The organism is Zhongshania antarctica, from assembly GCF_014202945.1.
GTDB classification, from domain to species: domain Bacteria; phylum Pseudomonadota; class Gammaproteobacteria; order Pseudomonadales; family Spongiibacteraceae; genus Spongiibacter; species Spongiibacter antarcticus.
The window spans coordinates 307432-321380 of sequence record NZ_JACHHW010000004.1 but is presented as its reverse complement, the minus strand read 5'-3'; the positions used below and the strand labels follow the sequence as shown (position 1 = coordinate 321380).

Here is a 13949-nt window from a genome sequence, read left to right as displayed (position 1 = left end):
TATTACAAGACCGCGACGCGGTTAAAAGAGTGCATAAACTAAGCAGGGACTATACTAAGTGATGTAACTTGGAAATTCCCGTCGAAAAACACTGAGCCTTAGGTAAAAAAACTACATGACTCGCGCGGCCATATTTATATCAGACAGTACCGGAATCACAGCAGAGACCTTGGGGAGCAGTATTCTCTCCCAATTTGAGAACCAAAAATTTGACCATATCGTTATTCCCTACGTGGATACCCTTGCCAAAGCCCACTCGGCGGTAGAAAAAATTAACCGCGCAGCGGCAGAAACTGGCAATCAACCCATTGTTATAGATACCTTGGTTGACGAGAAAATTCGGGCGGTTATCGCCACTAGCCAAGGATTTATTATAGATGTACTTGGCACCTTTGTTAGTCAGTTGGAAATTGCCCTAGGCGAAGCACCCTCCCGCACCGTGGGTCGCGTCCAGAACGCCGTTCGCGACGCCGAGTACAAACTACGAATCGACGCCGTCAATTACGCCCTAGACAATGACGACGGTGCTCGCTTAAATCGCTACGATCAGGCTGAAGTCATTCTTATAGGTGTTTCTCGCAGTGGCAAAACCCCCACCTGTCTGTATCTTGCTATGCAATCAGGCGTATTTGTAGCGAATTACCCCATTACCGAAGAAGACATGGAAAACGACCGTTTACCAAAGCCTTTGCTGGAACACCGCAACCGACTCTTTGGTTTGACCATTGAAGCTGAACGCTTATCGGCTATTCGTAGTGAGCGCCGCCCCAATAGCCGCTATGCCTCCCTGCGACAATGTGAAGACGAACTGCGCCAGACCGAGGCCATGTTTATCCGTTTTGGTATTCCCTATCTGGACATAACTCACGCGTCGGTGGAAGAAATTGCAACCCGCGTTTTACTGGATACCGGCTTACGGGGGCATAAACGATAGTGACCACCCCAACTCAAGACAATGCGCAAGACGATCGTGTAGAACTTCCTTGCCGCGCCAACACCGCGATGGTCTTGCCCGGCGGCGGTGCGCGCGCCGCTTATCAAGTTGGCGTACTAAAAGCGCTGGCAGAGATTCACGGCAAACGCCCCGGCAATCCTTTCCCCATTATTGCGGGAACCTCTGCAGGGGGGATTAACGCGACGTCCCTTGCCGCCGGCGCCCACCACTTTACCGGCACCATCAAACAGCTGGAACTACTGTGGCGCGAGTTGTCGACGGATAAAATTTATCGCGCCGACCTATTTGGCGTGTTGCGCAATGCCCTGCGCCTTGCCCATTCACTATTTAATCCGACCAAGGCTGTCGTAAAGCCGGTAGCGCTGCTCGACAATAGTCCGCTACGTAAATTATTGAGTGAACACATTCGCTTCGAGAACATTAGCCGTAATATTCTCAACCGCGATTTAGAGGCGTTCTGTCTCACCGCCATGAATTACACAGAAGGCGTCTCAGAGACCTTTTTTCAAGGCGGCCCTCAGTATGCGGGCTGGCAGCGCTGGCGCCGCCAGGGCGTGGCAACCCCAATTCAGCTTCAACACCTAATGGCGTCTACGGCAATTCCGACCATTTTCCCGCCGGCTAAAATTGGTCGTTACTTTTACGGTGATGGCGCCCTGCGCCAATTGACGCCAATTAGCCCCGTCATCCACCTCGGGGCCAACCGCGTATTGGTTATTCCCGCTAACGGCCACAAACGCCAATATCCCAAGTTACCGAAAACGATTCAATCACCGGGCTTTGGGCAAATAATTGGCCACCTACTTAACAGCGCATTCATTGACAGCATTGAGACCGATATCGAGCGCCTAGAACGAATTAATGAACTTATCAGACTCATACCTGTAGACGACCTGAGTCTGATGGGCAAGGAGCTACTGCCAATAGACTGTATGGTCGTCAGCCCCAGTGAGGATATAGACCGGATCGCCGATGAACATGTGAAAGAACTGCCACGCAGCCTAAGAATGTTTTTGAGTGGTTCTGGTAGCAGTGGCGGTGGTGGTGTCAGTATCTCAAGTTATTTACTGTTCACACCGGAGTATTGCGGTAAGTTGATTGATCTCGGCTACCGTGATGGCATGGCGCAGCGACAGGAACTGACAGATTTCCTCTACCGCCCGGAAACCAAAGCCCCTGCACCTAAGTGATGAAGCTTACCGAGGTGTGATCTGATAACAGCTCACACCTACTTCAGGGCGTGGATGATTAAGTAAAAATCGTAAGGTTTCCGAGGACACGTCTGGCCCGAGTGCATCGGTTAATAAGATATCCCGTGGCGAGCCATCAGACGCCGCATTTGACCAAGCGTGGCCCATGCCGTGTATTAGCCAATACTCTGCTAAAAGACAGCCATTAGCATCCTTATAATATTCAATATCAAAACTGTGCCCCCCTACCTTGCTCCCCGATTCACTCTGCGTAGGCTCTCGAGCAATACTGTTATTATTGTTGCCGTCGTCAGCCCAATCGTTACTGCTCAAAAATTGCTGCACAATCAACCCAGCATTGGGGTATGGCACTTGAAGATCGCGATCACCTTGAATCACCAGCACCGGTACTACCCGCGCGGCACTGCCCATTGCCTGATATGCCAATTCACCTGATACCTCTGCCGGTAACAGCGCCACCGCCCCGGTACACGTTGTACCTTTAAATTCACAGCCAGCGTAAATCATTGCGCTGGCGTACACGTCCGGGAAATTAACGGCCAGAATATTCGCCATGGCGCCACCCGCAGAGATACCGCTAACAAACACCCGGCGGGCGTCAATACTCATTGATGCGCGTACTTGTTCGGTAATGCCCGCAATAATGGCGGGTTCCCCCACATCTCGGCCTTGATGTTCCGGCAGAAACCAATTCCAACATTTGCTGCCATTTGCCTCAGCAGTTTGCTCCGGGTAGACCACAATTAGGCCCGCCAGCTCTGCCAACTCGTTGAAGCGCGACCAGCGCGCCTCTTCATCGGCATTAGAACCGCAGCCGTGTAAATCAAGCAATAGCGGCCAGTCGCTGTCACTGCGATATTGCGACGGGGTATAAATTTTATAACTGCGGGCGCCGACATCGCTGCGATATTCATGGCGGGTAAAACTGCCTAGCTTTACGCCACTAACGGGGCTGTGTTGCGAGCCCCCACAGGCGGCTAAACCCCAGAAAAAACTGAGCACGAAATAACTAATTAATGTGTGTTTTTTATGCATTCATAGCCCCACAAAATGGCATCTTGGGAGGGCATTTACAGCTAAAATTGACTGTAAATTACTGTATTGCTAGGCTGCGGCAGTCACTCAATAGCGCCAGGTAAATTGACCATAAATCAGCCGAGGCTGCTCTGGTAGTTCAACGAAAATGCCTTCAAACAAATCGCCCTGTCGCACGCCGGTTCGCTCATCGCTCAGATTCTCGCCGACAATTTTAATGCTCCAGCCTTGCTCAGGATGGCTCAGGCCCCAGCTCGCCTTATAGCGAATGAAGCCCTCTTGGACTTTGCGATCATCTAGATCGATATCGAGGAACTGCTCGGAATACTGTTCAATGGTAAAGCTCGCGGTCATTTCAAAGCCGCTGTCCATTAACGGAATATTAAACAAGCCTGTCAGTGTATTATTCCACTTGGGCGTAAAGGGGAAGGATTTGCCGCTTGCATCACAACCGCCAGGTTCGGCGCGATCTGCGGGGCATTCATTATTTTTAAAATTCAGGTACTCGGTTTCGTTATAACCCAGGGTACCAACAAGGGTAAGCCACGTGAGCGCACGCCATTGGAAATCCCCTTCAACACCTTGTGCCCGCGCTTTTGCCGCATTGGTCACTCGCGCAATGCCGATACCAATATTGGCGCGATCTGCATCGCGAATAAGCACCTGAAAATCGTCAACGTCCATACGGTACAAGGCTACATTTAAAGCCAAAGTATTATCAAACCAGAAGGTTTTAGCGTTCAGGCTGTATTCGGTGGTGTATTCCGGGCCAAAGACGAGCTCGTCGTCGACATCACGAAATGAGAAGGCGTTAAATCCCCCGCCTTTGACTGCCTCGGCTTTATGAAAGAACAAACTAATATCATCGCTCGGGCGCCAGTTTATTGAGACCTTATATTGGAACTGGCTTTCCTGCATGGCGCGCTCTGCTTCAAACTCTTCCAAGCCCGCTTGGGGTAATACAACGGCTGGTTGAGGCTGGCTATAATACTGTTTCCACTGCGCATCTTTGTCTTCTTGGCCGTATCGCAAGCCCGCTTGCAAAGTCCAATCTTCACGAAAATGCCACTTAAATTCGCCAAACGCCGACAGAGATTCAGCGCGCTGTTCAAAAGTTTGAGTTACGTCTTCAAGCAGTACGCCCGCAGATTGCGCTGGGAAAAGTTCAAATACCCCTGGAATGGACAAACCTTCCTGGCTACCCGCGGCGGCTGCGGTTAAACCCAAAAACACGGGTAAGTCATAAACAAATCGAAAATAACTGTCGCCAATAATACGCTTTTGGTAGAAAACGCCAGCCACAAAATCGCTATTACCGAGATCCGCACCCCACAATTGATCAATGCCAAACAGCCCCGCCATCGTGGGGGAAACCAATTTGAGTTCAAGCGTATCGCTTGGCGAAGAATCGCCACCCTGGGTAAACGATGCGGGCGCGGGTGAAAAATCGAGATCAGCTTCCAGAAATTGTTCAAGCCGCGAATGCCCTGCCAAGGCCGTGGCGCTCCACTCGCCCATATCCAGATCCCATTGCGCGAGATAGGTTTTTATATTGACCTGTCGGCCATCCGGGTAGTCCATGGATGCCGTTAAATTTCCCTGTTCAAAATCGGTACCAGGATCAAATGCGCGTAAAAAATCCCGCACTTCTGCGCTAGCGCGAATAAGCTCCAAACCTGTCCCAAAATCGTCTAGATTCACCTCTTCATACGTTAGTTTTAAATGAGATTGTCCTAAATCCTTAAAAGCCAGCTTGGCGCGAAAACCGTCCCGCGAATACCCAAGGAAGCGGTCTTGCGCGCTGTCTACAAGGCGGGCCGTAGTATTGCGAACATACCCTTCGCGCTCGTCGACGAAACCCGCCAAACGAAAATCGAGAACACCCTCAAACAGCGGGCCACCGACCGCAAGCTCGGTTCGCTGCCGGTCGAGTTCGCCCTGTTGGTGGCTAAATTGCGCCGTCAATTCCTCGCTCGGGTCGTTGGTGATCATATGTATTAGGCCGGCAGTGGTGTTTTTGCCGAAGGTGGTACCCTGCGGCCCCCGCAAAACCTCAATGCGCTGTAAATCAAAGGTCGCCGCCAAAAAGTAGGGAATACGGGTATAGGGAATGCCGTCTATGGCTAAGCCCAAGGGCGGCTCAAAAGCCTTATTATTATTGTTAAAGGTGAAGCCCCGAGAATTCGGCGCGGCAAAAAAGCCTGCAGCGGTAATTTTAACGTTAGGCACAAAGAGCAGCGCCGACGCTAGATCGCTAATGCCCTGCTCGACAATAAAATCTGAGGTCATCACCGACAGTGAAATAGGCACATCCTGCACCGCTTGATCACGCTTTTGAGCGGTCACAATTACTTCTTCGATAGTTCTGCTGCGTTTATTGCCTTGAATTTTAGACGGGTCGCCACCAGTCAATTCTGCCGCAAAAACCAAAGTATTAATGCACAGCGACATTAACGCTAGTACGAGAATGTATAACTGTTTTGCTGTGACGCCCGGAACAAAAAACCAATAGTTTGATTTCATTGTGGCCTTCCCAACTCTCATTATTATTAAAGGGCATCAGTCGGCACCGAATAACGTCGTGCCGCTGACTTCCTGATTTCGTTAAATTAGCTATATAGCCGAATCCAATCAATCGATTGGTTGTAAATATATTTAGAGTCCGCTCGCTTGTCAACCGGCAAAACTATTGGGGAACATTTCCTTGTACTAAGATTATCGAGTTAAGCGCTTAGGTGCCGAAATACCATCTCAGGCCTGCGCTCCTTGTCAAAGGGTTTCCACTCGGCCAACTTGCCATGATTAGGATTGCCTGTTTTAGCGAAATTAACAAAGGCTGCGCACACAAAATCTGCAGTTTGGTGGTTTTTCGGACTATTGTTAAACAAGCCATTTGCCAGTGCGACATTATCAAACACCATAGGACAATCAGCACCGTGAATCGCCCCAACACCGGGAATGTCACTGGCTACGTCGAATTGATACAGCCATGTTCGCCCGCTGTGGGCTTTAGCATGGGCAATGGCTGCAGCTAACGTCGGCTGCCGAAAAACCATCTCGGTCAGCATGCGCTCTCTGATGGCGAGACCCGTGGCCCCTTTCATCGCCTTGCGATATTCAGCAAACATTGCTTTTGGCCCAGCTGCGCTGTGCAGTTCAGGGAAGAGTTTTACCATAATGCGACTGGCTAGCGAAGATGGCAGTGGCGCCGCCCGAGTGAATAAGCCGCCGTCATTGCTGGTGGTTCCCAACATCATATCAACATTATTTGGCGTGCCCTCTGCAAATATTTCAAGCACCGGTTTCGGCATAAAATCACCGCCACTGGCGTAACCCTTGGCGCGCAGAGGGTTGCTTTTAAATACACTCAGATCACCACCAACCAGGCCAAATGGCTTGGTATATAGCGCTGTGAGAGCGCGGTGTTGATCAATGCTCAGAGTCGCCAGATCAGTCAAGCTCAATCCAAGTTTAACCAAACACGCCTTGCTCAAACTGTGTTGCGCAGTGATCTCTGCGCCCGCCTCAGGAATACCACTCATGGCGATCACGCGCTTAAACAAACCTTTGGCCATCGGGCTTGCCGCTAAGGCGTAAACCGCACACGCGCCGGCGGATTCACCGAAAATCGTGACGTTTTCGCTATCGCCACCAAAGGCCTCGATATTGTCACGAACCCACTGCAGACCAAGAATCATGTCTAAAAAACCACGATTATCGATACTGGGTTGACCATCAACCATGCCGTCGAAATGCATAAACCCCTCAGCACCTAGCCGATATTGGATGTTAACCACGACTACCCCGCGCTTGGCTAAACTTTGGCCGTCGTAAAGGGGCAAATAAGCGCTCCCAGAATCGTAAGCACCGCCATGGATGTAGACCATCACCGCGAGTTTTGCATTTGACTTCGGCGCTGGCGTCCATACCGCTAGGTTTAAGCACGCCGCTCCTTCGGATAGACTCGCCAGCGGCCCAATCGCTTTTAAATAAGCGCTATTTGCAAACAGTTTAGGCCGATATTTCTCAAAATTTTGCAGTGCTATTGGCCCCGCAGTTTCGCAATTTAAGCAGGCCTTCCATGGCGCTGCAGCCTCCGGCGCCAGCCACCGCTTTGCGCCATGCAGCGGCTTTGCAAAGGGGATGCCTTTTACAGCAAGAACGCCGTCGTTCACGTAGCCTTGCACTAAACCACTTTGTGTTGCGATAACCGCTTGCATTAGGCACCCCGAATTTGTGATTAACTTTTTCCCAAAGCGCAGATTTTACGCCAGCCATCGCGATTCAATCCGAGCAGCCTCAATCCACACCAATCAACTGATTGGTTGTGCAATCCTAAATTTGCACTTAAGCTTTGTCAATTAATTCGCTATGATGGCCAGTGTCTTCAATCGCCATTTATTACGGGTTCTCTGTCATGGTTAGCAAACTCACCGTCAATCGCCGCTTGGTTAGCGCCACCGTAAAATTTCCTAAATCGGCTGAAGGCAATGGTACTCGCCAGCAAATATTACTCGGCGCTGTGCTGCTATTCGCTGAAAAAGGCTTTGTTGGCACGTCTATCAGAGATATTGCGAGCGAGGCGGGAATTAACTCCGCAACCCTTTATTCCCATTTCCCGTCTAAAGAGCACATTCTTGCCAAGGTCATCGAGATCGCCCATAAGGAACATGAAACCCAGCTGCGTCGCGCCTTACTTTCTAGCCAGCCCGATCCCCGTGAGCAACTCAGTAATATCGTACGCGCCCACGTAATGATGCACGCCGACTACCCCATGCTGGCAGTGGTCGCCAATAACGAGCTGCATGCGCTGTCGCCGCAATTAGGCGCACAAGCCTTTGAGGCGCGTAATCGCACCATCCAATTATTCGAAGAAATTGTCAGCAGCGGCGTAGAAAAGCAGCTCTTCGATCCAATCGACCAAACCCTGGCCGTGACGGCCATTGCTGGTATGGGCGTAAGGGTTGCGAATTGGTACTCGCCTGAGTATGGCAAAAGCCGGGAGGAAATCGCCGAAATTTACGCGGAATATGCGCGGCGTATTGTCGGGCTTAGTGCTGATTCGCGGACTGCGATATAAACAGTGGCTAGCCACGAACGGCCACACCACTAGAATTGAAATCACCGCAAGTAAGCCAAAGCCTAGAATTAGAGTCTTTTTTTCAAGTATCAACTGCCTATTAGCGCTTATCCCTCCGCAGTAAAATCTGTCACCCATCACAACTCGTACAAAGCTCATTAACACGGAGCTTTACATGCCATATTCACTGAAGCAGCTTGGTCTTTTCTTACTGTTATGCTCAGGCGTAATCCGCCCCCTATTCTCAGCAGAAAATGCGACGATTGCTTGGCAGGACTGGAGCCCAGAGGTCTTTAGTGAAGCTAAAAAAACCGGCAAACATATCATATTAAATGTCGAAGCCGTGTGGTGTCATTGGTGCCACGTAATGGACCAAACAACCTACGGCGACGCCACGGTTGCCGCCGCCATTGCCAAAGATTTCATTGCCATTAAAGTGGATCATGACGCCCACCCAGAAATCGCGGCACGCTACCGCGCGTGGGGCTGGCCGGCGACTATTTTTTACAATAGCGCAGGCGCAGAGATTGTAAAACGTGCTGGCTATATTCCGCCGCAATCAATGACAGCACTGCTCGCGGCAATCGTTCGCGACCCAAGCCCAGAAACTGCGGCTAGCCCTATCACGGTGAGCAATATACGCAGCACGCTTACAGCCGTGGATAAAGCAAAACTGATCGCCATGCATCAAAACAGCTACGATCCAAAATACGGCAGCCTCGCCATTGCCATGAAGTTTATCGACCCAGATTCTGTTGAATACGCGTTATTGCAGGGAATGAGTGGCGACAAAAGTGAACTGGCCCGCGCCAACAAAACCTTAACAGCGGCGTTACAGTTAGAAGACCCCGAGTGGCACGGCTTTTATCAATACTCAACGCACGGCGACTGGGATCACCCCCATTTTGAAAAAATCATGCGCACGCAAACTCGGCATATCAGGCTCTATGCTCAAGCCTATGCCGCCACGCAAGATAAAGCCTATAAAAACGCAGCTGAGCACACGCTTGCCTACCTCGACCGCTTTTTGAAATCACCTGAGGGTGGCTATTACACCAGTCAAGATGCGGATCTTGTGCAAGGCCAGAAAAGCGCGAGCTATTTCGAACTCAACAATAAGCAGCGTCTAGCCAGGGGTATTCCGCGGATTGATAAACAGCGCTACACCAGCGAGAACGCCAGTTTAATCTCAGCACTATCGAGGCTTTACAGTGCAACCGGACAAGACGCTGTTAAAGATCAGGCCGTCGCAATTGGGCAGTGGTTGCTTGCCAACCGGCAGCGCAGTGGCGGCGGTTTTAATCACGGCAGTAGCGACGACAATAGCCGCAATGACCGCAAGTTATTTTTGGCCGACAATATTAACGCACTCACGGCATTTACTGATCTGTATGAAATTACGGCAGATCGGCAATGGCTTAATCAGGCTATCGCCAGTGCCGATATTATTCGAGAACAGATTAGCGCTGCTGATTTAGTTGGTTTGCCTGCCGCCAGTGTCGACGCGCTCGATCCGCTGGCGCCTTATATCGACCTAGAAGAAAACATTCGCGCCAGTCGCGCGATAAATACCCTGTTTCACTACAGCGGACGGGCAGCAGACAAAACCTTAGCAGACAAGGCAATGGCCTATATTAGCAGTAGCGCTGTGATCGCAACGCGGTTTACCGAAGCCGGTATTTTATTGGCTGACGCTGAACTTAATCGCGACCCCTTACATTTGGTGGTGGTTGGATCCAAATCAGATGCATCGGCTGCTGAGCTATTTCGCGCCGCACTTAAGAGCTACCAAAGCTACCGAAGAATTGAATGGTGGGATCGCAGTGAGGGTGAATTAATCCATCACGATGTAGAATATCCTGTGCTACCTACGTCGGCAGCCTTTGTGTGCAATGACAAGCGCTGCTCTACGCCCATTTATCAGGCAGATAAAATTCAGGAAGTCATTCTACTTATAGAGGGCTTAGCAAAATAATGGTTTAGGCGTCATTTGACGCCTACGATAGCGTAAAGCCCTTTGAAACGAACGGCAACCTCACCGTTCACTTTAATTTCTGAACACAAATTAATTTTAGCGCGACCGCGCTCTTCATAGTGCGCAAAAAAACGCTGCCAATCGCTTTCGTCGGCGATCAGTGACTCTGCCACAATATCGTCGGGAATCGGCTTTAAGTATTCAATACTCGCCTCAGCTACCACAATATCGGGATCTAGGCCGTAATCGACACAGCGTAAATACGTCATGCCCCAGCAAGCCATTACCGCAACACAGTAAATACTGCCGCCAAAGGCGGTGAGCTTGTCATTAATACTAGGCCCCAAGGGAGCGTGTAATTGCAGACTTTTGCCGTCGTAGTGTTTGACACTGAGCTGCATATGCTGGGCAGTCGGCAAATACAAGCCAATAAAATCGTCTAGGGCCTTACCGTTCATGACTTAAATACCTAATTTTACAACGCCGTGTTTACTTTGCTGCCTGAAACAGCAGATTGATCAGCCTTGTTGCAGCAAGATACGGCGTAGTTTCACCGTTGGTGACTTTGTCGTTTAATTGGGGCAGCAATTCCCGTACTTCTGGGTTTTGCTTTAGCTTCATTTCCAGCATTTCGTGGAGCAGTTTATTCATCCACTCCCGCGCTTGGCGTGAGCGTTTTTCTTGCAGCGAGCCATTCTTAGTTGCGTCTATTTTAAAGCCGCTAATCATACCCCAAATGGCTTCGATATTTTCGTTCTTGATCGCCGAACAGCTCATCACTTGCGGCGTCCAAAAGGTATTGTGGCGCAATAAGTGAAGCGCGTTTTCGTAATGGCGCTTGGTTTGTTGGGCCAGATTAATACTCTCACCATCGGCCTTATTAATCACCAGCGCGTCAGCCAATTCAATAATGCCTTTTTTAATGCCCTGCAATTCATCGCCAGCATTGGGCAGCATCAGCACCATAAAGAAATCGACCATACTGGCGACTTCGTATTCCGACTGCCCTACCCCAACGGTTTCCACCAAGATCACGTCATAACCCGCCGCTTCGCAGAGCAGCATGGTTTCGCGGGTTTTTTGAGCGACACCGCCGAGGGAGCCTTCTGAGGGTGAGGGCCTGATAAACGCGTCTTTACTGCGCGACAGCATTTCCATACGGGTTTTGTCACCCAAAATGGAACCGCCGGCAATGGGCGAGCTGGGGTCAACAGCCAATACTGCAACCCGCTTACCCTGACTCAAAAGATACAGGCCAAAGGCCTCGATGAATGTGGATTTACCAACACCAGGAATGCCGGTAATCCCAATACGGATACTATTGCCAATACGAGGCAGCAATTGCTCTAGTAGCAACTGCGCCTCAGTGCGGTGCTCTACCCGCTTGCTCTCGACCAAGGTAATGGCCTTGGCCAGCGCGCGGGAATTGCCGGCTTGGAGTGCTTCAATGTCTATAGCCATAATATGCGTTACGCTGAATGGGAGACAGGAGACGCAAAAACCGCTCTGTTAGCGTTTTCCGTCTCCCCTTACTAGCCCTTATACGCCTCATTAATTGCATCCAACACGCCGCGTGCAGCGAGGGGGATTTTGGTACCGGGACCAAAGATGCCTTTAACACCGGCGGCATTAAGGAAGTCGTAATCTTGGCGTGGAATAACACCACCCGCGATGACGATGATGTCGTCGGCACCGGCTTTCTTCAGTTCTGAAATCAGTTCCGGGATAAGCGTCTTGTGACCAGCAGCCTGTGACGATACACCCACAACGTGCACGTCGTTTTCAACGGCTTGTTTGGCGACTTCTTCAGGGGTTGAGAACATGGGCGACAAGTCGATATCAAAACCAACGTCAGCAAAGGCGGTTGCGATAACTTTGGCGCCGCGGTCGTGACCGTCTTGGCCCATTTTGCAGACTAGCATACGCGGACGACGACCGTGCTTTTCAGCGAAGTCTTCGATGTCTTTGCTAATGCCCTGCCAGTTTTCGTCGTCTTGGTAAGCGCTACCGTAAACGCCAGATACCGTTTGTGACTGGGCGTTAAAACGACCGAATTCACGTTCCATAGCGAAAGAGATCTCCCCAACTGTTGCGCGTAAGCGCGTCGCTTTAACGGCCAGATCCAGCAAGTTACCTTCGCCGCCACAGGCGCACTGGTAAATCGCTTCAAGTGCTTCTTCAACGGCAGCTTCGTCCCGCGAGGCGCGAATTTTAGCCAGCGCAGCAACCTGAGATTCACGCACGGCGTTGTTGTCGATGTCGAGTACATCAACATCGTCTTCTTCGTCTAGGGTGTATTTGTTGACGCCAACGATGACGTCTTCACCGCGGTCGATACGCGCTTGTTTGCGCGCTGCGGATTCTTCAATGCGCAGTTTTGGCAGGCCAGTTTCAATGGCCTTGGCCATGCCGCCCTTCTCTTCGACTTCTTGAATCAATTCCCAAGCGCGGTCAGCGATGTCCTTGGTCAGCGATTCCATCATGTAGGAGCCGCCCCAGGGATCGACCACATTGGTGATACCGGTTTCTTCCTGAATAATCAGTTGGGTATTACGGGCGATACGTGAAGAGAACTGAGTTGGCAGTGCAATTGCTTCATCCAGGGCGTTGGTGTGCAGCGACTGAGTGCCGCCAAATACCGCCGCCATGGCCTCGATGGTGGTGCGCACGATATTGTTGTAAGGGTCTTGCTCGGTCAGCGACCAACCTGAAGTCTGGCTGTGGGTACGCAGCATTTTTGAGCGCTGATCTTTAGGCTCAAACTCAGAAACGATTTTAGCCCACAGCAAACGTGCCGCGCGCATTTTGGCGATTTCCATGTAAAAATTCATGCCTATGCCCCAGAAGAAGGACAGGCGGCCAGCGAACTTATCGATATCTAAGCCCGCAGCAATTGCAGTGCGGATGTATTCCTTACCATCGGCCAAGGTGTAAGCCAACTCTAGGGCCGCATCGGCGCCCGCTTCCTGGATGTGGTAACCAGAAATAGAGATGGTGTTGTACTTGGGCATATTACTAGAAGCATAGGCAATGATGTCGCCGATGATCTTCATTGACGGCAGTGGCGGGTAAATATAGGTGTTACGCACCATGAATTCTTTGAGGATGTCGTTCTGGATGGTGCCAGACAATTTATCCTGAGAAACGCCCTGCTCTTCCGCGGCAACGATATAACCTGCCAGTACGGGTAATACCGCGCCGTTCATGGTCATGGAAACGGAGACTTTGTCTAAGGGGATCTCGTTGAACAAGACCTTCATGTCTTCAACGGAGTCGATCGCAACACCAGCTTTACCGACGTCACCAGTAACCCGGGGGTGATCGGAGTCGTAACCGCGGTGCGTTGCCAAATCGAAGGCGACTGACACACCCTGACCACCAGCGGCGAGTGCTTTGCGGTAAAAGGCATTGGATTCTTCAGCGGTAGAGAAACCGGCGTACTGGCGAATTGTCCAAGGACGACCAGCGTACATGGTGGGCTGGGGGCCGCGAATAAAGGGCTCTATGCCAGGTAAGGTATTGGTATAGGGCAGATCTTTTACATCTTCCTGAGTGTATAAGGGCTTAACATCTATTCCTTCAGGGGTGTGCCAAACCAAGTCGTCGAGGGTTTGGTTGCTTTTCGCAAGGGCTTTATTGGCCAGTGCTTTCCACTCGTCTACGGATGTCTCGGGAGCTTTGTAATCTGCCATG

The 13949-nt window shown here is 50.8% G+C and carries 10 protein-coding genes; 4 read left to right on the top strand and 6 right to left on the bottom strand.

What is annotated here, in order from left to right; translation table 11 throughout:
• Positions 1-115 precede the first annotated feature (115 nt).
• Positions 116-934, top strand: coding sequence for a posphoenolpyruvate synthetase regulatory kinase/phosphorylase PpsR (gene ppsR, locus HNQ57_RS08660; protein ID WP_184462322.1), 819 nt, complete (start codon positions 116-118; stop codon positions 932-934).
• Positions 934-2145, top strand: a complete 1212-nt coding sequence (locus HNQ57_RS08655; protein WP_226968323.1) for a patatin-like phospholipase family protein — start codon at positions 934-936, stop codon at positions 2143-2145. The genes ppsR and HNQ57_RS08655 overlap by 1 nt, the downstream gene beginning before the upstream one ends.
• Positions 2146-2151: 6 nt before the next feature.
• On the opposite strand, the gene HNQ57_RS08650 is transcribed toward HNQ57_RS08655, so the two are convergent.
• The 3 genes from HNQ57_RS08650 to HNQ57_RS08640 form a co-directional block, all read right to left on the bottom strand.
• Positions 2152-3201, bottom strand: coding sequence for an extracellular catalytic domain type 1 short-chain-length polyhydroxyalkanoate depolymerase (locus tag HNQ57_RS08650; RefSeq protein ID WP_184462321.1), 1050 nt, complete (start codon positions 3199-3201; stop codon positions 2152-2154).
• Positions 3202-3288: 87 nt separating this feature from the next.
• Positions 3289-5724: a TonB-dependent receptor gene (locus HNQ57_RS08645; protein WP_184462320.1), complete on the bottom strand. Its 2436-nt coding sequence runs from the start codon at positions 5722-5724 to the stop codon at positions 3289-3291.
• A 200-nt stretch (positions 5725-5924) separates the two neighbouring features.
• Positions 5925-7421 carry a carboxylesterase/lipase family protein gene (locus HNQ57_RS08640; protein WP_184462319.1) on the bottom strand — a complete coding sequence of 499 codons (1497 nt, stop codon included), beginning with the start codon at positions 7419-7421 and terminating at the stop codon, positions 5925-5927.
• 197 nt (positions 7422-7618) lie between these two features.
• On the opposite strand from HNQ57_RS08640, the gene HNQ57_RS08635 reads away from it, so the two are divergent.
• Together HNQ57_RS08635 and HNQ57_RS08630 are read left to right on the top strand one after the other, a co-directional pair.
• Positions 7619-8281, top strand: coding sequence for a TetR/AcrR family transcriptional regulator (locus HNQ57_RS08635; RefSeq protein ID WP_184462318.1), 663 nt, complete (start codon positions 7619-7621; stop codon positions 8279-8281).
• Positions 8282-8456: 175 nt separating this feature from the next.
• Positions 8457-10256 (top strand): thioredoxin domain-containing protein, encoded by a 1800-nt coding sequence (locus HNQ57_RS08630; RefSeq protein WP_184462317.1) that lies wholly within the window; start codon positions 8457-8459, stop codon positions 10254-10256.
• An 11-nt stretch (positions 10257-10267) separates the two neighbouring features.
• Here the strand turns inward: HNQ57_RS08630 and HNQ57_RS08625 are convergent, their stop codons facing one another.
• The 3 genes from HNQ57_RS08625 to scpA form a co-directional block, all read right to left on the bottom strand.
• Positions 10268-10714: a YiiD C-terminal domain-containing protein gene (locus HNQ57_RS08625; protein ID WP_184462316.1), complete on the bottom strand. Its 447-nt coding sequence runs from the start codon at positions 10712-10714 to the stop codon at positions 10268-10270.
• Positions 10715-10745: 31 nt separating this feature from the next.
• A complete protein-coding gene (meaB, locus tag HNQ57_RS08620) occupies positions 10746-11717 on the bottom strand; it encodes a methylmalonyl Co-A mutase-associated GTPase MeaB (RefSeq protein WP_184462315.1) in 972 nt (323 codons plus the stop codon).
• 71 nt (positions 11718-11788) lie between these two features.
• Positions 11789-13948: a methylmalonyl-CoA mutase gene (scpA, locus tag HNQ57_RS08615; protein WP_184462314.1), complete on the bottom strand. Its 2160-nt coding sequence runs from the start codon at positions 13946-13948 to the stop codon at positions 11789-11791.
• Between the last annotated feature and the right edge of the window lies 1 nt (position 13949).

Coding starts and splice junctions, on each gene's coding strand:
- HNQ57_RS08625 (WP_184462316.1), bottom strand. CDS start 10,714: ATGAACGGTAAGGCCCTAGACGATTTTATTGGCTTGTATTTGCCGACT.
- HNQ57_RS08640 (WP_184462319.1), bottom strand. CDS start 7,421: ATGCAAGCGGTTATCGCAACACAAAGTGGTTTAGTGCAAGGCTACGTG.
- HNQ57_RS08630 (WP_184462317.1), top strand. CDS start 8,457: ATGCCATATTCACTGAAGCAGCTTGGTCTTTTCTTACTGTTATGCTCA.
- ppsR (WP_184462322.1), top strand. CDS start 116: ATGACTCGCGCGGCCATATTTATATCAGACAGTACCGGAATCACAGCA.
- HNQ57_RS08635 (WP_184462318.1), top strand. CDS start 7,619: ATGGTTAGCAAACTCACCGTCAATCGCCGCTTGGTTAGCGCCACCGTA.
- HNQ57_RS08645 (WP_184462320.1), bottom strand. CDS start 5,724: ATGAAATCAAACTATTGGTTTTTTGTTCCGGGCGTCACAGCAAAACAG.
- scpA (WP_184462314.1), bottom strand. CDS start 13,948: ATGGCAGATTACAAAGCTCCCGAGACATCCGTAGACGAGTGGAAAGCA.
- HNQ57_RS08650 (WP_184462321.1), bottom strand. CDS start 3,201: ATGCATAAAAAACACACATTAATTAGTTATTTCGTGCTCAGTTTTTTC.
- meaB (WP_184462315.1), bottom strand. CDS start 11,717: ATGGCTATAGACATTGAAGCACTCCAAGCCGGCAATTCCCGCGCGCTG.